This window comes from Idiomarina abyssalis, assembly GCF_900116625.1.
Classification (GTDB): Bacteria; Pseudomonadota; Gammaproteobacteria; order Enterobacterales; family Alteromonadaceae; genus Idiomarina; species Idiomarina abyssalis.
This window is the reverse complement of the sequence record NZ_FPBE01000007.1, coordinates 116,959-136,363: the sequence shown is the minus strand read 5'-3', so window position 1 is coordinate 136,363 and position 19,405 is coordinate 116,959. Positions and strand designations below refer to the sequence as shown.

The 19,405-nt window shown below is 48.8% G+C and carries 19 protein-coding genes; 13 read left to right on the top strand and 6 right to left on the bottom strand.

The genetic code is table 11. The annotated features are described in order from the left end of the window. Positions 1-534: 534 nt before the first annotated feature. Together BM359_RS11935 and BM359_RS11930 are read left to right on the top strand one after the other, a co-directional pair. Entirely contained in the window at positions 535-1,083 is a 549-nt protein-coding gene (locus tag BM359_RS11935; protein ID WP_054490504.1) for a cytochrome b, read from the top strand. Between the two features lie 2 nt (positions 1,084-1,085). Next, entirely contained in the window at positions 1,086-1,667 is a 582-nt protein-coding gene (locus BM359_RS11930) for a YceI family protein (protein ID WP_054490502.1), read from the top strand. 18 nt (positions 1,668-1,685) lie between these two features. Here the strand turns inward: BM359_RS11930 and BM359_RS11925 are convergent, their stop codons facing one another. The 4 genes from BM359_RS11925 to hemC are packed head-to-tail and all read right to left on the bottom strand — an operon-like array spanning position 1,686 to position 5,640. After that, complete coding sequence (locus BM359_RS11925) at positions 1,686-2,849, bottom strand: heme biosynthesis HemY N-terminal domain-containing protein (RefSeq protein WP_054490500.1); 1,164 nt, start codon at positions 2,847-2,849, stop codon at positions 1,686-1,688. Continuing rightward, complete coding sequence (locus BM359_RS11920; RefSeq protein WP_054490498.1) at positions 2,846-3,970, bottom strand: uroporphyrinogen-III C-methyltransferase; 1,125 nt, start codon at positions 3,968-3,970, stop codon at positions 2,846-2,848. The genes BM359_RS11925 and BM359_RS11920 overlap by 4 nt, the downstream gene beginning before the upstream one ends. Further along, positions 3,963-4,724 (bottom strand): uroporphyrinogen-III synthase, encoded by a 762-nt coding sequence (locus BM359_RS11915; protein ID WP_054490497.1) that lies wholly within the window; start codon positions 4,722-4,724, stop codon positions 3,963-3,965. Before BM359_RS11915 ends, BM359_RS11920 begins: the two co-directional genes overlap by 8 nt. Continuing rightward, positions 4,699-5,640: a hydroxymethylbilane synthase gene (hemC, locus tag BM359_RS11910; protein ID WP_054490495.1), complete on the bottom strand. Its 942-nt coding sequence runs from the start codon at positions 5,638-5,640 to the stop codon at positions 4,699-4,701. The genes BM359_RS11915 and hemC overlap by 26 nt, the downstream gene beginning before the upstream one ends. Before the next feature lie 92 nt (positions 5,641-5,732). On the opposite strand from hemC, the gene lptM reads away from it, so the two are divergent. The 8 genes from lptM (at position 5,733) to BM359_RS11870 (ending at position 13,052) form a co-directional block, all read left to right on the top strand. Next, a complete protein-coding gene (gene lptM, locus BM359_RS13220) occupies positions 5,733-5,879 on the top strand; it encodes an LPS translocon maturation chaperone LptM (RefSeq protein ID WP_074930876.1) in 147 nt (48 codons plus the stop codon). Then, a complete protein-coding gene (gene lysA, locus BM359_RS11900) occupies positions 5,876-7,138 on the top strand; it encodes a diaminopimelate decarboxylase (protein ID WP_054490493.1) in 1,263 nt (420 codons plus the stop codon). The genes lptM and lysA overlap by 4 nt, the downstream gene beginning before the upstream one ends. A 1-nt stretch (position 7,139) precedes the next feature. Next, positions 7,140-7,967 carry a diaminopimelate epimerase gene (gene dapF, locus BM359_RS11895; RefSeq protein WP_054490491.1) on the top strand — a complete coding sequence of 276 codons (828 nt, stop codon included), beginning with the start codon at positions 7,140-7,142 and terminating at the stop codon, positions 7,965-7,967. Beyond that, complete coding sequence (locus BM359_RS11890) at positions 7,964-8,659, top strand: DUF484 family protein (RefSeq protein WP_054490489.1); 696 nt, start codon at positions 7,964-7,966, stop codon at positions 8,657-8,659. The genes dapF and BM359_RS11890 overlap by 4 nt, the downstream gene beginning before the upstream one ends. Then, on the top strand, positions 8,646-9,548 hold the full coding sequence (locus BM359_RS11885) for a tyrosine recombinase XerC (protein WP_054490487.1): 903 nt from the start codon (positions 8,646-8,648) through the stop codon (positions 9,546-9,548). Before BM359_RS11890 ends, BM359_RS11885 begins: the two co-directional genes overlap by 14 nt. A gap of 26 nt (positions 9,549-9,574) precedes the next feature. Then, complete coding sequence (locus BM359_RS11880) at positions 9,575-10,285, top strand: HAD-IA family hydrolase (RefSeq protein ID WP_054490485.1); 711 nt, start codon at positions 9,575-9,577, stop codon at positions 10,283-10,285. A 97-nt stretch (positions 10,286-10,382) separates the two neighbouring features. Further along, a complete protein-coding gene (gene uvrD, locus BM359_RS11875; RefSeq protein ID WP_054490484.1) occupies positions 10,383-12,554 on the top strand; it encodes a DNA helicase II in 2,172 nt (723 codons plus the stop codon). A gap of 75 nt (positions 12,555-12,629) precedes the next feature. Beyond that, entirely contained in the window at positions 12,630-13,052 is a 423-nt protein-coding gene (locus BM359_RS11870) for an OsmC family protein (protein WP_054490482.1), read from the top strand. Here BM359_RS11870 and rarD read toward each other — a convergent pair. Next, positions 13,029-13,964, bottom strand: a complete 936-nt coding sequence (gene rarD, locus BM359_RS11865; protein WP_054490480.1) for an EamA family transporter RarD — start codon at positions 13,962-13,964, stop codon at positions 13,029-13,031. The two genes, BM359_RS11870 and rarD, sit on opposite strands and share 24 nt — an antisense overlap. A 25-nt stretch (positions 13,965-13,989) precedes the next feature. Further along, the gene (locus BM359_RS11860; protein ID WP_054490478.1) at positions 13,990-14,454 is read right to left on the bottom strand and encodes a thioesterase family protein; all 465 of its coding nucleotides are present in this window, start codon (positions 14,452-14,454) and stop codon (positions 13,990-13,992) included. Between the two features lie 60 nt (positions 14,455-14,514). Here BM359_RS11860 and recQ point away from each other — a divergent pair, with 60 nt between their 5' ends. From recQ to BM359_RS11845, 3 genes are read left to right on the top strand one after another with little or no spacing between them, the layout of a single operon-like run. Continuing rightward, complete coding sequence (recQ, locus tag BM359_RS11855; RefSeq protein WP_054490476.1) at positions 14,515-16,359, top strand: DNA helicase RecQ; 1,845 nt, start codon at positions 14,515-14,517, stop codon at positions 16,357-16,359. Positions 16,360-16,368: 9 nt separating this feature from the next. Then, on the top strand, positions 16,369-16,629 hold the full coding sequence (locus BM359_RS11850) for a DUF3630 family protein (protein WP_054490475.1): 261 nt from the start codon (positions 16,369-16,371) through the stop codon (positions 16,627-16,629). Beyond that, complete coding sequence (locus BM359_RS11845; protein WP_054490473.1) at positions 16,622-19,405, top strand: EAL domain-containing protein; 2,784 nt, start codon at positions 16,622-16,624, stop codon at positions 19,403-19,405. Before BM359_RS11850 ends, BM359_RS11845 begins: the two co-directional genes overlap by 8 nt.

The following is a 19,405-nucleotide window of genomic DNA, read 5'->3' as shown; positions in this document are numbered from 1 at the left end:
GCCCGGATAATCTGGGCGATGTTAAAGAATAAAGAAGATTACCGGATGACTGCTGCTTAACAGCAACAGTATTCAGTAAAAGAGCACAGCGAAGGTTCGTTCCTTCCGGGAGTTGCAAACGTCAACAGGATGGTAAAATAGGGTAAACCGACGACAATTGAGACTGTTAAACGTCCGTACATAAAGTACGTTAGCCTGATAAGCCAGTTGTCGTGCGGAGTTCATCCAGGCCAGGTGCGCAAAGCGCGCACCATAAACAGGCCGAATATATGCGAGCGCCCCGACATTTACCACGAGTTGCCGTTGCAAAACGGGAGGGGACCATATATGACGTTCACGTCAGGTGAGTCGATTCCCCCCCCCCCGACCAGCTTGAAGCCTAAATCATACCAACCTACCATTTATTCATCCCTTCCTGATGAATAAACTAGCCTTTATTCCTATTTTTTAGAAAATAAATAGCCATATTTACTGATATTCATTTCATATAATTGGACTAAAATACTATTTGTACGAACGAAAGAGATGAAAGCAATGTTTAGAAACACACAGGCAGGCTACGGTGCCATTACCATCGTTATTCATTGGTTAACGGCTCTGATGGTTATCGGGCTTTTCGCCCTTGGCTGGTGGATGCTCACTCTAACCTATTATGACGAGTGGTATCGATTGGGGCCTTGGTGGCATAAGTCCTTCGGCATCGTATTACTTGCTTTAACTGTGCTGCGGGTCATCTGGACTTTATTGAATACTAAGCCTAAACCTTTAGGCAGCAGGTTGGAACGTGTTGGTGCTAAGGCAGGCCATTTGTTGCTTTATGTACTGTTATTTACGGTCATGATCAGCGGTTTTTTAATATCCACAGCAGACGGCAGTTCTATCAGTGTTTTTGATTGGTTTTCGGTGCCTGCGGTGATTACCGATTTACCAAAACAAGAAGACATTGCCGGTGAAGTGCATTGGTATTCCGCGTTGGCGTTAGTGATTTTAGCCGGCGGTCATGGTTTAGCGGCAATGAAACACCACTTTATTAATAAAGACAGCACACTAATTCGAATGTTTGGAAAAACTAAGAGGAAATAATTATGAAAAAGACATTAATTGCAGCCGCTGTGGCGGGTAGTGCATTATTTACTTCGGCAGCTATGGCAGAAGATTATAAAATTGATATTGAGGGTCAACACGCCTTTATTCAATTTAAAATCAGTCACTTAGGTTATAGTTGGTTATATGGTCGTTTTAATGATTTTGAAGGGTCTTTTAGTTACGACGAAGATGCCCCTGAAAATGCGTCAGTGAACGTAACCATCGATACTTCCAGCGTTGATACAAACCATGCTGAGCGTGACAAGCATTTACGTGGAGACGACTTCTTAAGCGTATCTGATCATCCGACGGCGACATTTAAAAGCACCAAATACGTACCGGATGAAGACGATAAAGAGGAAGGTACTCTGCATGGCGAATTCACACTTAACGGTGTTACCAAAGAAATCGCTATCGATGTTGAGCATATCGGCGCAGGCGAAGATCCATGGGGCGGATTCCGCCGCGGTTTTGCGGGCGAAGTTGATTTAACCCTGGCGGACTATGGAATTGACTACAACTTAGGCCCTGACGCTAAAGAAGTACAGTTGATGCTGTCTATTGAAGGTGTACGTCAATAATCACAGCACCAACCTTAGTTAGTGAGCTAACGCCTCTTTGTAGGCGTTAGCTGCTAATTGGCTATCGCCCAGCGCATGGTAAGCATCGCCTAAAAGACGATAAACATGACTGCCAGGCTCAATCTCCGCTAGTTTCTTCAACGCTCGCTGCGCTAACGAGAAGTCCTGATTGTCCATCGCAATTTGCGCCAGAGCATACAAATAGTCTCTGCTCTCAGGGTTTTGCTTTAACTGAGCCTGTACAAATTCCAGCAGTTTTTCCGATTTCGCATTAAATAGATGCAGAGAGTTTACCGCAGCCGGCTCTAAGTCACCTCGTTTAAGGCCTTTAAGAATCACTCTTGCGGATATTTCGTGATCGCCCAAATGCTTCAACGCGGCGGCATAACTTAAACGAACGGTTGCATCAGCACGTTGCTTACTTGGTAAGCTGCGCCACTCGTTGTAGAGCATTTCGTTACTTTTACGCCCTTCAGCAACAAAGCGTTCGAAATACACCTGATACTCAAGGCGTTCGAACTCAGCTGGAGCAAGGTCAGTTACCTGGCGAAGCTCCGGCAAAAGATCCTTAAGTTGCTGCCAGTTTCCCGATGCGCTAAATACGCGGTAAGCCAATTTCAATACGTTAGCCGTATGAGGCTTTGTTTTTAACAGGCTTTGGATTTTGCGGTCAGCTTCTGCCGGGTTCACTTTAACCTGTTGCTCAATAACGACCAATTGTAGGAGTGTATCGGAGTCTTCATAAAAGCTACCGGCTTCTTCCTGCCAATAGGTTGCTTTACCAGCGTCTTTATCAAGACAGGCGGCAGCGGCAGTTAATGCCGCAAGGTTATTATCAGGCGCCTTTTTATAGGCTTTGGCAAAGCTCTCGGCGGCTTTATTGGGTTCATCATTGAGTAACTCACGAATACCCTGCTGATACATTGTCTGGGCTTTGCGCTCGCTGCGATTGGCCAGCCATTTTCGACCCTGGCGAGTTTTACTCAGCAGCCGACGCAGTAACGACCAAACAACGGCCAACACAGCAACAGCCACAACAGTTACCACAAATAGACCGACAACGGTTGTCTCAATGGCAACGCCAGCAAACTGAACCAGAACGTAACCCGCGTTACCAGAGGCCATGGGGCCAATAATGGCACCTAATATAATGATAGCAACCAGCGCAATGATCCACTTCATGACGCATCTCCCTGCTCAATTGTCTGAGCAATGAAGTCCAGAGACTCAAGCTGATCGAGGCTTTGCTCTTCAAAATCCTCGCGACTTAGCGCCTGAATGCGGGATACGACATCTTGCGTGGCCGCTTTATCGCCTTTTACTTCTAAAATCAGTTTTGATAGCTGCTCTAGATAACGCTGCCACAATTGCTCGTTGTTCTTAACCGCCGCTTGCTGAGCCAGAGTAAAAGTTAACTGAATTCGCTCGTTAATAGCCGTACGTTGAGTGACATTTAATAAAGGTTCCGGGTCACTTTCTACCGGCTGAATGCGGATAAAGTTATCAAGGAACGACTGCCAGTTAGCACTCAGGTTAGTTTGCCAGTCGTTAACGTCGTCGCTGACGGCCTGAGTGTCAGAGCTGAGACGCTGCTGATTGTTATTTACTTTATCCGGTAAGTCAGCCACCCGTTGCTGAAGCCCCACTAGCTGTAAAGCCAGGTCGGTGTTGTCGGCTTCTACTATGGCATTAACCCGCTCAATATCTCCTGCTAATTTTTCCCGGGTACGAATGGCGTCCCGGTTGTCGATACCCACTAACTGCTGGTCGGCGAGTTTTAAAAGCCTAAGCGCCGCTTTGTAGTCTTCCTGGCTCCACATCATTCGTGCTGCGGCTGATAGCGTTTGTTTAATTTCCACTAAGCGCCAGTAAGCTGCTTTTTCTGCCGGCGTTTTACGGACATCATCGCGTAAATCTTCCAGGCTTTGGCGTAGGTTGGTGAATTCGCGCTGTAACTGCTGATCGGTATTACTGAATTTATCGAGTTCCCGTGCCTGAACGGTGCTTTGCAGTTGTTGCTCTAAATTGGCGACTGAGCGTTCCAATTGATTAAAACGAGCGTCAATCGGGTCCTGTCTTGGTTGCTCTACAACCTGCTCAGCGTCCGCATTAAATAATGCGGGAAAGCGGGTGTAACCCCAGTAGGCTGCAGCCGCTATAGCCACTAAAATAACGAGCCACATTAATCGCTTAAAGAAGCGCCCACTACTTTTCTCTGCCGTCAGCGTCTCTTCTTCGGGTTGATCGTTGTTCTGGTCATTATTCTGTAACTCGTCGTTCTCTACTCTATTCTCTTCAGTCATGAGTTTTTCCATCCGCTATTAGCGCATTCATTAATATGGCGTCCGCTGCACTGCCTGTTACTTTGATACTGTCTGATTGTCCAAAAGGAATCAAACCTTTCAAGCGGTGACTTGGCACTATCCACTGACAATTATCCAGCCATGTCTTTGCCGAGCTTGGCATTGATGACAGAAAGTATCCCAGTTGCTCAGCACTTGTAACTACTATAGTACCTACTGACTTTATCCACTGTTGAATAAGTTCGGGATCACTCAATGTGAGTTGTTTCCTGCGGTAAACTTCCCAGTAGTCAACGGATGCGCCTCGTGCCCGTAGCGCATCGGCCAGTAACTCGCGTCCGCCCTCACCCCGAATAATTAACCAGCTTTGCTGTTCCAGCTTTTGCAGCTCAGCCAAGTCCAGTAACCCCTCGGACTGATGTATAAAAGCAGGGCAACTCACCGGCGTGTTTAAGTGTTTTGCAGTAAATGAAGCCGTACCGGGGCCAACGGCATAATATTTAGAGGGAACATCGATAAAGCCAGCTTTTGCAGCGTAATGTGCCGCGTTTTTGCTGACCACAACAATACCATCCCAATGCCGTTGCTTAAGGCCGGTTAGCTGTTTTTTATCCACAGGCAGAGGTTCTATTTCAATAAAACTGTGAACAAAGCACTCTCGGCCGGTCTCGCGCAACTGGCGAGTGAAGGCGTCCGGCATATTGCCCGGACGCAGCAGTAAAACCGCTTTATGACTGACTGGATTCACTGTCATAGACTGCACTTAAAATTTCGGCGGCACCTTGTTTAAGTAACCGCTCAGCAAGCTCTGAACCTAATTCTTCCGCTTTAGACGCCGGGCCGCGCACTTCATCTCGAAGTACTTTACCACCGTCAGGCTCGCCAACCAGGCCGCGTAAGTAGACGTTGTCGCCTTCCAGTTCAGCATAAGCACCAATAGGCACCTGACAACCACCATCCAGACCGCGGTTCATTGCACGTTCTGCTAATACTCGTGTACGGGTTTCCTGACATTGCAGTGGCGCCAGTAAGGCCTTCATTTCGTCGTCATCGCTGCGACATTCAATGCCCAGTGCACCTTGTCCGTTAGCCGGTAATGACTGCTCCACCGGAATAAAGGAGGTAATACGGTCGCCAAGCTCTAATCGAATTAAGCCTGAGGCGGCCAGGATAATGGCATCAAATTCACTGTCATCCAGTTTGCGTAAACGGGTCTGAACATTGCCGCGTAAATCTTTTATGACTAAATGCGGAAACTGCTCTTTAACCTGGCAACGACGACGCAAACTACAGGTTCCGACCACGGCGCCTTCCGGCAGTTCATTAAGGTTTTTGTAGTTGTTGGATACAAAAGCATCACGCGGATCTTCGCGTTCACAAATGGTGTGAAGCTCCAGCCCCGGCGGGAACTCAACCGGTAAGTCTTTCATGCTGTGTACGGCAATATCCGCACGCCCTTCCAGCATGGCTACTTCCAGTTCCTTTACGAATAATCCTTTGCCGCCGATCTTTGCCAGCGGGGTATCCAGAATGACATCGCCTTTGGTAGACATAGGAACCAGCTCTACCGACAGGCCCGGGTGCAGCTCTTCAAGGCGCTGTTGAATGTGTTCAGCCTGCCATAAAGCCAGCTTGCTTTTGCGTGTTGCAATTCTAACGCGTTGGGTCATTCGTTTTCCTTTACGACGATTAATGACTTTTTGGGTATCTGGTGCGATGATAGGCACCAGAGAAACCCAAACGGAATACCTATAGTTTAGCGATGTTTAGTCGAATTGTAATCAAGACGCTGGTGCTATCAGCCATTTTAATGACTTTAGTTGGTTGTGGTCAGAAAGGACCATTAACGCCTGAGCCTATGCCTGAGCGAAATACACCTGCAGAGCCGCCAGCGGAAGATAAAGAATGAGCGAATTAATTGACTATAAAAATGGCCAGTTTCACATTGAAGGCTGCGATGTTGAGAGCCTGATTGAGCGTTTTAGCTCACCTTTGTATGTTTACTCTAAAGGTCAGATTCTAAAAAACTGGCGCGAGTTTCAACAGCACTGGCCAACGCCTCACAAACTTTGCTACGCGGTCAAAGCGAACAGTAACTTAGCTATTTTACAGCTGCTGGCTGAACACGGTGCCGGGTTCGATATTGTGTCCGGTGGCGAGCTTCAACGCGTACTCATGGCTGGTGGCAAAGCGGAAGATATTGTCTTTTCCGGTGTGGCTAAGTCAAAAGACGAAATCATTATGGCGCTGGAAGCGGGCATTGGCTGCTTTAACGTGGAATCCGAGGCGGAGCTTGAGCGTATTCAGGACATTGCTGCTGCCATGGACAAACAGGCGTCAGTATCGTTAAGAGTGAACCCCGACGTTGATGCCAAAACGCATCCGTACATTGCTACAGGCATGAAAGCCAACAAGTTTGGTATCAGCATGTCATTGGCTAAGCCGGTGTTTCTTAAGGCGCATAGCTTACCCAACATTAATCTGATTGGTGCGGATTGCCACATAGGTTCGCAAATAATGACAGCGGAACCTTTTCTTGATGCGGCTCAGCGTATGTTTAACCTGGTGGCGGAGTTGGAAAAGGACGGTATTAATTTAACCCATCTGGATTTAGGTGGCGGCTTTGGTGTGGCTTATCAGCCGGAAGAACCTTTGGATAAAGCCTTTTATTTAAAAGAACTGGTTAAGTTAGCCGAGAATTACCCACAAATCACTTTGGTACTGGAACCCGGTCGCGCGATTACCGCAGATGCCGGAGTTCTGCTGACGACGGTGGAATACATTAAACCCTCAGACGATAAGAACTTTGTGCTGGTAGATGCCGGCATGAATGACTTATTACGTCCGTCTTTGTATCAGGCCTGGCACGACATTCTGCCGGCACACGAGAACAAACGCGGCGGCGACCAACTAAACGATGTGGTGGGACCGGTGTGTGAAACCGGAGACTTTTTCGGACACGCGCGGCATTTGCATGTGCAGCAGGGCGATGTAATTATCGTCAAGCATGCAGGTGCTTATGGCTTCACCATGGCATCAAATTATAACAGCCGAGGCCGTCCGCCTGAGGTTTTGGTCTCAGGTGAAAATGCTACACTTATCCGCGAGCGAGAGAGCTTTAACGACCTCGTCCGGGGCGAGCACTTGTTACACCAGGAAGGCCAATAAAATGTTATTACATTTTTCAAAAATGCACGGGCTCGGCAACGACTTTATGGTGGTGGATAATGTCACCCAGAATTTATATGTGAATCCGGACCAAATTCGTCGTTGGGCAGACCGGCATACAGGCATTGGCTTTGACCAAATGCTGCTGGTTGAACCACCCTATGACCCCGACCTGGATTTCCATTACCGCATTTTTAACGCAGACGGCAGCGAGGTCGCGCAATGTGGTAACGGTGCCCGTTGTTTCGCAAAGTTTGTCAAAGCCAAAGGCTTAAGCAATAAAAACCATCTTAAGGTCAGTACCAAAGCGGGCAAAATGGTTCTGCATTTAGAAAAAGACGGTCAAGTAACGGTGGATATGGGCGAGCCCTTATTCGAACCGGCGGCAGTGCCTTTTAAAGCGCAAAAAGCGGAACAGACTTACGTTTTACGAGTAAAAGATGAAACCGTTCTGTGCGGCGTTTTGGGGTTAGGCAATCCGCATTGTGTTATTGCAGTGGATAACGTCGATACGGCACCAGTGCAGACTCTTGGCGCTGACTTAGCTGCGCATGAGCGCTTTCCGGAAAGTGTGAACGTGGGTTTCATGCAGAAAATATCCGCTGATGAAATTAAACTGCGCGTATTTGAGCGTGGGGTCGGTGAGACCATGGCCTGTGGCAGTGGCGCCTGCGCTGCGGCTGTCGCGGGCATTCAACAGGGTTTACTGAACGAACGGGTAAAAGTCAGCTTGCCGGGTGGAGATTTGCTTATTCGCTGGCAACAAGGGCATCCGGTTAAAATGACCGGCCCCGCAGAATTGATTTACGATGGACAAATGGTGTTATGAGTAGCGAATCGAACATAATGGCAAATGAGCGGCTGGACGATAGCCTTATCAGAGAATACTTACAAGAGAACCCTGACTTTTTCACGCGAAACGATGATCTGCTGACTCAACTGCAGTTTCAGCACAGTGAAAAAGGAGCGGTGTCGTTAATAGAGCGTCAGCAACAGAAGCTGCGTTTGCGCGTGAATCAACTGGAAGAAGAAATTACCGAGTTGATGATTAACGCACGTCGTAACGAGGCTATTTTTTCTGCTTACAGTAACTTGTATGTTCGCCTTCTGCGTTGCCAAAGCCTGACTCAGGTACTGGAAGAGCTAGAAAACACCTTTGAAAATGAGCTGGAAATGCCGGCCTTGTCACTCAAGTTCTTCGACAGCCCTGTGGAGCTGGATGAGCAATACAGCTTTGCTTCCGACACTCACAAAAAGCTGTTGAGCAAGCGCTTTAATGACAGTTCTATTTATCTTGGGCGTTTAACCGAGCAGGAACATAAGCTGTTGTTCCAGGACGAAGACATAGCCTCAGTTGCTTTACTGCTGCTGGGCGACAACGGTGAGTTGGGTATGCTGGCGGTTGGCAATACCAATGCCAGCCACTTTGAGCCGGCAATGGATAAATTATTGATCAATCAGCTACAGGCTCTGCTAAGTGCATTGTTACCGGGGCTACTGAAAAACCATGAAGCTGCATGACTGGCAGCAAAAATGGATGCAACAACTGCAGGGAGAGCGAGGGTTAGCAGAGCTGACGTTGAAGAACTATCAGCGTCTTATTGCCGCTGACCTGGCTGCTCTTGAACTGCAAAAAATAACTGAACCTAAAGCACTGCGTGTGCCTGTTATTGAGCGGCTTTTAGTTGGCTGGCGCCGCAATGGTCTGGGTGAGCGCAGTATTGCTTTAAAACTATCGGCGTGGCGGACATTTTGCCAGTTCATGGTGGAATCTAACGCTATGGATGATAACCCCGCCATGTCGGTATCAGCTCCGAAGATCCCCAAACGCTTACCCAAAAACCTCGATGTGGACAGTATTTCCCATTTACTGGACTTACCCACAGATGATGACCTGGCGATTCGCGATGCCGCCATGATGGAGCTGCTGTATGCCAGTGGTATTCGTCTGGCGGAGCTGGTCAGCCTTGATCGAGATGACATTGATCACCGTATGATGCAATTAAGGGTAACGGGTAAAGGCAGCAAAACGCGCATTGTGCCCTTTGGCCGCTGCGCAGAAAAAGCCTTAAAGAAATGGTTGTCAGTCCGTCAGTCCTGGCTTAACGAAAAGCCCGAGCTGGCGCTATTTGTCAGTAAAAGGCTGCAGCGTATTAGTTCGCGTACTGTGCAGCAGCGGCTGAATTACTGGGGTAAGCAGCAAGGTGTAGTGGGTGACTTGCATCCGCATAAACTGCGGCATTCATTTGCTTCTCACATGCTAGAATCCAGTGGTGACCTGCGTGCTGTGCAGGAAATGTTAGGGCACGCTAACTTATCCACAACTCAGGTGTATACACATTTAGATTTTAAGCGTTTAGCCAGTGTTTATGACAGCGCCCACCCGCGTGCCCGGAAAAAATCGACCTAAATTTAACTCAATGAGAGTAATGCGTTATGCAGTTTCATCGCCGTTGGTATTTGCCCAAAGTCATTAGTTTTGATTTAGACGACACACTGTACGACAACGTGCCGGTTATGCAGCGCGCAGAGAAAGCGGTGCATAACTACATTACAGAACAATTTCCGCAAACCGCTGAGTGGGATATGCACCACTGGCGTCGTTTTCGTGACGAAGTCAGCCGAACCGATCAAGCTCTGGCCAGCGATATGACCAAGCTTCGACTGAAAACACTGGAGTTAGGGTTAAAAAAGTTCGGTATTGGTGACGCATCAAAGGCCGCAAACACCATAATGGATGTGTTTTTGTCTGAGCGTAGTAATTTTCAGGTGCCATACAACAGTTTTGAGTTACTTGAAGCATTATCGCAGCATTACAAACTGATAGCGCTTAGCAATGGTAATGTCGACGCTGGGAAAATAGGCTTGGCGAAATACTTTGATCAGGTGATTCAGCCAGGAGATGGTATTCGGGGTAAACCTTTGCCCGATATGTTTGCGGCTGCGCAACGTGAATTGCCTAATTTGCAGCCGCATGAGTTTTTACACGTGGGTGATCATCCTTATTCCGATGTTCTTGGTGCGCAGCGTCATGGCTGGCAGTCGGCCTGGCTAACCTCCGGCCTGGGAACCTCAGAACACTTGTCGGTATTACCAACGGTTACTTTGCATAATCTGAGTCAGCTTCAGCAACTTCTGCTGGACTAAAGCGTCTGATTAACTACTGGTTGCTTATACAGTGATGCGCTATTACACTGGCGCATTAACGCAACACAGTTCCCAATAATGACTTAGGTGACCGCAGATGAGTACACACCCGCTTCTGGCAGATTTAAATGAACGACAGCAGCAAGCCGTGTCTGCAACAGACGGGCATATGCTGGTTCTGGCGGGAGCCGGTAGTGGCAAAACCCGTGTGTTAGTGCATCGCATCGCCTGGCTTATTCAGGAGCGGCAATATTCGCCTTTTAGTGTGCTGGCGGTTACCTTTACCAATAAAGCCGCGGCGGAAATGCGTGGTCGTGTTGAGCAACTGGTTGGCAGCTCAGTGCGCGGTATGTGGATTGGTACCTTCCATGGTCTGGCGCACCGCCTGTTGCGCGCGCACTACATGGATGTCGGGTTGCCCCAGAACTTTCAGATCCTCGACAGCGATGACCAACAGCGGCTGATTAAACGCTTAATTAAAAGTTTAAACCTGGACGACAAACGTTGGCCGGCAAAGCAGGCTCAGTGGTACATCAACGGTAAAAAAGACGAAGGTTTGCGCCCGCAGCACATTGAAACTTACGACCCGACAGAGCAAACCCTAAAAGAAATCTATACTTTGTATCAGGAAAGCTGTGATCGGGCCGGTCTGGTCGACTTTGCGGAGCTGTTATTACGGGCACACGAATTACTGCGCAATAACCGGATTGTCCGCGAGCATTACCAAAACCGTTTCCGGCATATTCTGGTGGACGAGTTCCAGGATACCAACTCCATACAATATGCCTGGGTGCGTTTACTGGCTGGCGAACAAAACAGCGTGACTATTGTGGGTGACGATGATCAGTCCATCTACGGTTGGCGTGGTGCAAAAGTCGAAAACATCCATCAGTTTTTATCCGATTTTGAAGGCGCAGAAACCATTCGTCTGGAGCAAAACTATCGTTCAACCAGCACCATATTGCGCGCAGCAAACTCGGTTATTTCTAATAACTCTGGGCGTCTGGGTAAGGACTTATGGACTGACGGTAACGATGGCGAGCCTATTAGCCTTTACGCCGGCTTCAATGAAATGGATGAAGCCCGGTACATTGTTGCCCGCATTGAGGAATGGCGTGATCAGGGCGGTTCGCTGCAGGATGCGGCTCTTTTGTACCGAAGTAACGCACAATCGCGTATTTTAGAGGAAGCTTTGCTGCACGCACGTATTCCCTATCGTATTTATGGCGGTTTACGTTTCTTCGACCGTCAGGAAATTAAAGATGCACTCGCCTATTTGCGAATTCTGGGTAATCGCGACGATGACGCCGCCATTGAGCGAGTGATCAACACACCAACCCGGGGTATTGGAAACCGAACTCTGGAGATGATCCGTCAGGCCGCCCGCGAACGTGGCGAGTCTTTATGGCAGGCATCAAAGTACATGGTGAATGAAAAGCAGCTGGCCGGTCGTGCTCGTAATGCGGTTGGTTCTTTTCTCGATTTTATGGAAGCTCTGGACGACGAAACCGAAGAGTTTTCGTTAGGTCGCCTGAGCGACGAAGTCATTAAAAAGAGTGGTCTAATGGCCATGTACGAAGCCGAAAAAGGCGAAAAAGCAGAAACCCGGGTAGAAAACTTAAAAGAGCTGGTGACGGCTTGTGAAAACTTTACCCTGGATGACGCCGAAGAGGACATGACCCCTTTGAATGCTTTTCTGGCGCACGCTGCTCTTGAGGCTGGTGAAGAGCAGGCCGATGAATATCAGGACGCGGTGCAGCTAATGACGTTACACAGTGCCAAGGGTCTGGAATTTCCGTTGGTGTTTATGACCGGTGTGGAGGAAGGCTTGTTTCCGTCCCAGCAGTCTATGGATGAACCAGGAAGGTTGGAAGAAGAGCGGCGACTTTGCTACGTGGGAATGACCCGCGCCATGCAAAAGTTGGTGCTTACTTACGCTGAGCAGCGCCGTATTTATGGTCAGGAATTGTTTCACAAAGTCAGTCGCTTTATTAGTGAAATTCCGCCGGACACATTGCACGAAGTGCGTATACAAACCAAAGTTGAAAAGCCCAGCAGTTACAGCCGATTTAATAACGCCGCCAGCCATGAGGCTTTTGAGCAGACCGGGTACTCACTTGGGCAACGTGTACGCCACCCGAAATTTGGCGAGGGTACGGTATTGAACTACGAAGGCACCGGGCCGCAATCCAGAGTCCAGATCAATTTCGATAACGTCGGCAGTAAGTGGCTGGTTGTTTCGTATGCGCGCCTGGATCCCGTCTTCTGAAGTGTAAAGTAGTGATCAAAAAATGCGTTCTTCGACTATGTTTAAAGTACATACATACTATGTCGGAGGCATTTTATGAAACGCTCTGCAAATGCACAGTGGAAAGGCAGTATTAAAGAAGGTTCAGGTGTTGTTTCAACGCCAAGTGGTGTTTTAGACAGTACCCAATACTCATTTAAGAGCCGGTTTGAAGACGGTAAGGGCACTAACCCTGAAGAGCTTCTTGGTGCTGCGCACGCAGGCTGCTACGCCATGGCGTTTTCGTTAATGCTGGGAGAGTCTGGCTATGAGCCGGACAGTATTGACGCCAAAGCCGAAGTTTCCTTAGAGGAAGACGGTGATGGCTTCAGCATCGCGAAAATTCACTTAACCGTTAAAGCCAGCATTCCGGATATTGACGAAAGCAAATTCCAGAAACTGGCAGAAAAAGCGAAAGACGGCTGTCCGGTCAGTAAGGTGTTGAACGCTGACATCTCAATGGATGCCAGCCTCAGCTGAAGCTAATCGCTTCTTCGCTTTACGATCCCGCTGGCGCTGTATTATTGAATCGAAACTGTACAGTGCCAGCGCACTCCAGATAATAATGAAGGTAACCAGCTTACTTTCTTCTAAAGGCTCACCGTAAACCATCACCGCTAATATGAACATTAATGTTGGCGCAATATACTGAAAGAAGCCCAGTGTCGCATAACGTAAGCGTTGTGCTGCAGCCGTAAAACACAGCAGTGGAATGGTTGTTACCAGCCCCGCAGCAACCAAAAGCAGATTTAAGGTCCACGGGTTAGCGGTTAAGTCACTGCTGGCAGACTGTGCGAAGCCAAATAGGTAAATCAGCATAACCGGCAGCAAAATAGCCGTTTCGAGCCACAGCCCGCTAATGGAATCGACCGGCAGACGTTTGCGAATGGCACCATAAATGGCAAAGCTGGACGCTAAAGCCAGAGCAACCCAGGGCACAGAGCCAAAGGTAATAACCTGAATAGAAACCCCTACCACCGCCATGCCAATGGCAATTAACTGTAACCGACGCATACGCTCGGCGAAAAAGGCCATACCAATAGCTACGTTCAGTAGTGGGTTAATGTAATAGCCCAGGCTGGCGTCCAGCATATGGTCGGTGTTTACCGCCCAAATAAACAAAAACCAGTTGCCGCCCAGTAAGCAAGTGGCAAGAGTCAGACGCAGTACCAGTTTGCGGCTTTTCAGAATAGGACGAATGCGATCCAGCCGTTTCATGGCAACGATCAGCACAAACACCATTAAAAACGCCCAAATAATACGGTGGGAGAGTATCTCGAACGCAGGCACCTGCTTTACCAGTTTGAAATAAACCGGTGCAATGCCCCAAAAGGTGTAGGCAGCAAGTGCGAAAAAAACGCCATGCCGCGCCCGAACTGCGTCATCGGACATAGTGGGAATCCTTATTTAATCTGCGTTAGCCGACCAGGTAAGTACCGGTTCCAAACGCTATGTGCGTGCCTTCTTCGTTGTGCAATTCCATCCTCGCTACCGCCACTTTGTTGCCTGAGCGGATAATGGTTGCGCTGGCAATAAACTCAGTGCCACGGCCCGGACGGAGGTAATCAACCCGAAGGTCAATAGTACCACAACGGCTCAGCCGCTCCATTAAATAAGCTTCAGAAGGTGACTCCAGTCTGTCGACCATGCCGGCAATAGCGACCAGTCCTCCGGCGGTATCCAGCGCCGTAGCCGTAACCCCGCCGTGCAACATACGCTGTGGTACATTGCCCATAAGCTGGTCTTGCCATTTAAATCGAATTTCACCACGGGCAGGATTAAATTCCGTAATTTCCAGGCCAAGCAGTGCCTGGAACGGAACCTGAGTGTTCATAAACTCGGAAACTTTTGTCAGTATTGTTTGTGTATTCATTTTCGGCATGGTGATTAACGAACAGGACGCTTACAATAAGAGCATGTTACTCGGGAAGTCAATATAACCATGCACAGCAGTACCGCCGAAAAAACGCAGTTTGATCCGCTTCAGCAGCAGCTTGAGTCTACCTTTGGCTACCATCAGTTTCGCGATGGTCAGCAGGATATTATGCAGGCCGCTATGCAGGGGCGTGACTCGCTGGTACTGATGCCAACCGGTGGTGGCAAGTCGCTTTGTTACCAGTTGCCGGCCATTTGTGGTGACGGCCTTACTCTGGTTATTTCGCCGTTGCTGTCGCTAATGCAGGATCAGGTCGAGGCACTTAAAGCTCTGGATATTTCAGCGGCGACGCTGCATTCCGGGGTGTCATCGCAAGAGTCTATGGCAACCATGCAAGGGCTTCAGAGCGGTGACATTAAGCTGCTTTATGTAAGCCCAGAGCGGGTTTTACAACCAACCTTTATTGAACGCCTGCAAACCTTAAAGCTGAACTTTATTGCGGTGGACGAAGCGCACTGTATCAGCCAGTGGGGGCACGACTTCCGGCCTGAATACGGCAAACTCGGAGTACTGCGTAATTACCTGCCCAATGTGCCTTTTATGGCATTAACGGCAACTGCCGACTCTGCAACCCAGCACGACATTATTGAACGACTGTGTTTGCGCGAACCTTTGGTGCACCGCAGTTCATTTGACCGCCCCAATATTCGTTACGTGGTACAGGAAAAGTACAAGCCGCTGAAGCAGGTTCGTGACTACGTTAAAAAGCAAAAAGGCGCCGCCGGTATTATTTATTGCGGCAGCCGCAAGAAAACCGAAGAGCTGTCTGAAAGTCTTCAACAAGCCGGTGTACGCGCTGCGCCCTACCATGCCGGTATTGAGCATCAAATAAAGGAAAGTACCCTGCGGCAGTTTCTGCGTGACGACATAGACGTTGTTGTGGCAACAGTGGCCTTTGGCATGGGTATTAATAAGCCGAACATTCGCTTTGTTATTCATTTTGATATTCCACGTAGTGTGGAGTCTTACTATCAGGAAACCGGGCGTGCCGGTCGCGACGGCCTGCCGGCAGAAGCGCTTATGCTTTATGACCCACGTGACGCGCAGTGGATACGGCGGATGATAGAAGAGCAGGAAAATGAGCAGCGACGCCTGGTTGAGGCGCAAAAGTTTTCAGCAATGCAAGCCATGGCAGAAGCCCAGACCTGTCGACGCCTGGTGGTGCTGAATTATTTTAATGAATACTCCGATAAAGAATGCGGAAACTGTGACTTGTGCCTGGATCCGCCGCAACGCTATGACGGTCTGGAAGATGCCCAAAAGGCGCTGAGCTGCGTGTACCGGGTAGGCCAACAGTTTGGTATTAACCATGTGGTTGAGGTTTTACGCGGCTCAAAAGCGCAACGGGTTATCGAGCTTGGACACGACCAGCTCAGTACCTATGGCCTGGGCAAATCGGAAACACAGGAGCACTGGTTCTCGGTGTTAAGACAGTTGATTCATCGAGGGCTTATTCTGCAGGATATACGCCGTTTTGCGGCGCTTCAGCTTACTGACGCAGCGCGTCCGGTGTTAAAGGGCGAAGTTCCGTTGGAACTGGCCAAGCCGAGAATCGAATTAACCGCTACCAAAACCCGTATTACCGACCGTGGCGACTATAATAAAATATTGTTCCGGCGTTTACGTAAATTACGTAAAGACATTGCCGACCGTGACCAAGTGCCACCATTCGTTGTCTTTAGCGATGCAGCATTAGTTGAAATGTGTGTGCACTATCCCACAACAGCCAAAGATATGTTAGAAATCAATGGCGTTGGGGAAGTGAAACTGGCACGTTATGGTGATGACTTTATGCACGCCGTGGAAGCCTTTCTGTCCGGAGCCAGCGAGCGACAATTATTTAACGGGTAATAAAAAGCAATGGAAGACAATGTCATTACGTTAAAAAGTACACCACCGGAAGCCGAGCTTGAGCTTTGGGTTGATGAGCTTTGTGAGCGTATTGGAGCCACTGTTCGTGAAAGAGAACAGGCGGCAGACCAGTTTTGCTGGCGCTTAAGTATAAACCAGCGCCATTGGTTATTGTTTTACTCTGAAATTTGCGATGCCACCTGGCTGCAGGCATTGGAAGAACCGCAGCCTGCGGTACAAGCGAAATTGGCGGAGCATGGCTATGTTTAGATATTGGTTGGTCGGGTTATTATTCGCTTTAGGGTTAAGCCAGTCTGCGGCTGCTCAGGAGCCGCTTACCGTCTCTCCGCAAACGTCCAGACTCATGCTGAATGAATATCTGAACTATCGTGTTGTAGATAAGAGTTTAAAAGTTGAAAAGATAGCGGTGAATGAACCCCAGCGATGGCTCAGTTCTTCGCAACTACAGGATCATAATTACGCCGGTGAGCGACCAAATGTATGGGGCGTTATCCCACTGTTTAACCGCAGTAACGCACCTCTGACTTTTCATCTTAAGTTCGGCGATCCTTATTTGGAAAAAGTTGGTGTCTACTTACTGGATAAAGAAGGTCAAATAACAAGCCAAAGCATCAGTCGTTTTTCGACGCCAATTTTACAGCGAGAGTATTTATCGCACGAGCAGGTGCTGCCCGTTACCATACCTGCAAACGAAATTGTCTGGCTGGCCGTATCGGTTCAGCAATGGCCAGAGCAAATGCCTTCCGTAAGCTTATGGCAACCCGGAGACTTGCAGCTGCGCCTGCAGCAACAACAAACTGCGCTGGGTGTTAATGCTGGTATCTTAATTTTATTAGCTCTGGCTGCAGCCACCTCGGCGAGGTTATTCGGTAGTCGTCTGTTAATTGCGTTTGGCACACTAACACTAGCCTTTACGTTGTCACTGCTGCTGCATAGCGGTGTCTGGATCACCTATTTTACGCCATACTCGCCGGACATAGCGGCAGTTTTGAAAGGCTATATTAGCCAGCTACTGATTGTTGCACTCAGTTGGTTTATCTGGGAGTGGTCGCGTTTTCGTTTCAAGCTATCGAGGTTTAACCGAATTGGTTTCTCGGTAGTGTTAATTGCTATCGCTATGACCATTTTATTGCCGTGGCTTCCAGAGCCTTGGCAGTTGGCGCTTATTTCCTGGGAAATTAACGCACTACTACTCTGGGGCGGTGTTGTCGTTGGGCGCAGTTTGCAGAAACAACCTGTGTCAGGGCATCGCTGGCAAACCGCACTGATGGTACTCACCGTATTATCCGCCTGGTTACTAGTCTCCCCTCGTTATAATCCAATTTGGGAGGGGCTTTCAGGGCTTCTTTTGTATAGTGGTCTGACGCTGGTCACTATTATGTTTCTACTGGCATTAGAGCGTTACCGTCTAAGCCGTTTAATACAACGTATTAGCCATTTAAAGCAAAACCGAAAGGCCTTACGGCGCAGGTTATGGCGGCTGTTGAAACGAACCGGAGAAGGTTGGTTCCGGATGAATTCTGACGGCAGTATTAAGCAGGTTAACCGGCAAATGATGAGAATTCTCGCGGCGCATTCCGAAGAACAAATTCGGGCCAACTGGCCTAACGGGTTTAATATTGATGGTCAGCGGCAATTGGTTTCTATTGAACGTCTCGATGGCCGAAAAGTGTGGCTGGATATCGAGCTTTTCACTGATAATACCGGGCGTATAGCCGATGTTACTAAACGTATGGAAGCGGAAGTTCATTTGAATTTCCTGGCGCATCACGACGCGGTTACCGGGCTGCTCAACGTGCGGGAATTTCGACGTTTATTACAAGAAAGGCTGGATAAGAAAAAGACTTCAAGTGTGACTATTATTCGCCTCACAGGCTTGCAGGTTATTGCTGATCAGGCCGGCTCCGACGGGCGTGATCAGGCTATATTGCAGTTGACCTTATCGCTTCAGCAAAAAGCTCCGAAAAGTGCGCGGGTTGCCCGTATTAGTGAAACTGAAATTGCCTTGTTAAGTCGTGAGGATGAGCAAGCCGCGTTTGCGCAGGCTCACCGCTTGCTTCAGTTTTGCCGTGAATTCCGTTTCAGCAGTGATAAACGCATATTTCAGCTTACTGCACACGCCGGTATTTCCTACAGCGCAGACGAGGACGTTGCAGCCAGTACGTTAATGCGACAAGCGCGTGAGGCCGTTCAGCTTGCTATGCAGCAAGGTGACTACCGAGTGCATTCCTACAGTGAAGCTGATCAGAAACGTCTAATAGGCCAGGCCGAGGCGGAATGGGAAACTCGGTTGAAAAAGGCTTTAAGGGAAGAAGACTGGCAATTGTTTTCGCAGCCGCTTATCAGTACGTCTAAAAGCGAAGACAAACACTGTTTCGAGGTATTGCTGAGGCTACCCGGCTCAGGCTCTGATGAAGCCATTGCGCCGCAACAGTTTCTGAGATCAGCATTGCGGGCGGGTGTGATGGGTAAAGCCGACCGCTGGCTAGTTCGCGAAGTTATTGAGCACTTTAACGAACAACCGTTTCAGGCAAACAGAACCTGGCGTTGCCACATAAATTTGTCGGCGCAAAGTTTGGAGGACGTCGACTTCATTCGTTTTCTTGAGCAAATTCTTAAGCAGTCGGTGCTGCAACCGGAACAATTAATGTTTGAAGTGGCTGAGCCCGACGCCGACAAGTATTTTGATGAAACCTACCGTCTGTTCAAAGAGCTTCAGGGGCTGGGGGTTGGTACAGCGCTGGATCAGTTCGGAACAGGCTTTAATTCATTTCGTTTAATGCGGCAGCTGCCGTTAACGCAAATTAAGGTCAATCGCTTTTGGGTGCAGGACATGCTGGTGGACGCTGTTGATGCAGAACTGGTAGCTAGCTGTGTTCGTATTGCTAAAGTGCTTGGTATTGAGGTGTGTGCAGTAGGCGTTGAAAGTGACGAAGCGCGCATTAAGCTCACTCAGCTGGGTGTAGACTATGTCCAGGGGTTCGTCTGTGGGCACCCAGTAGAGTGGCAACGTCAGGAAAAATAG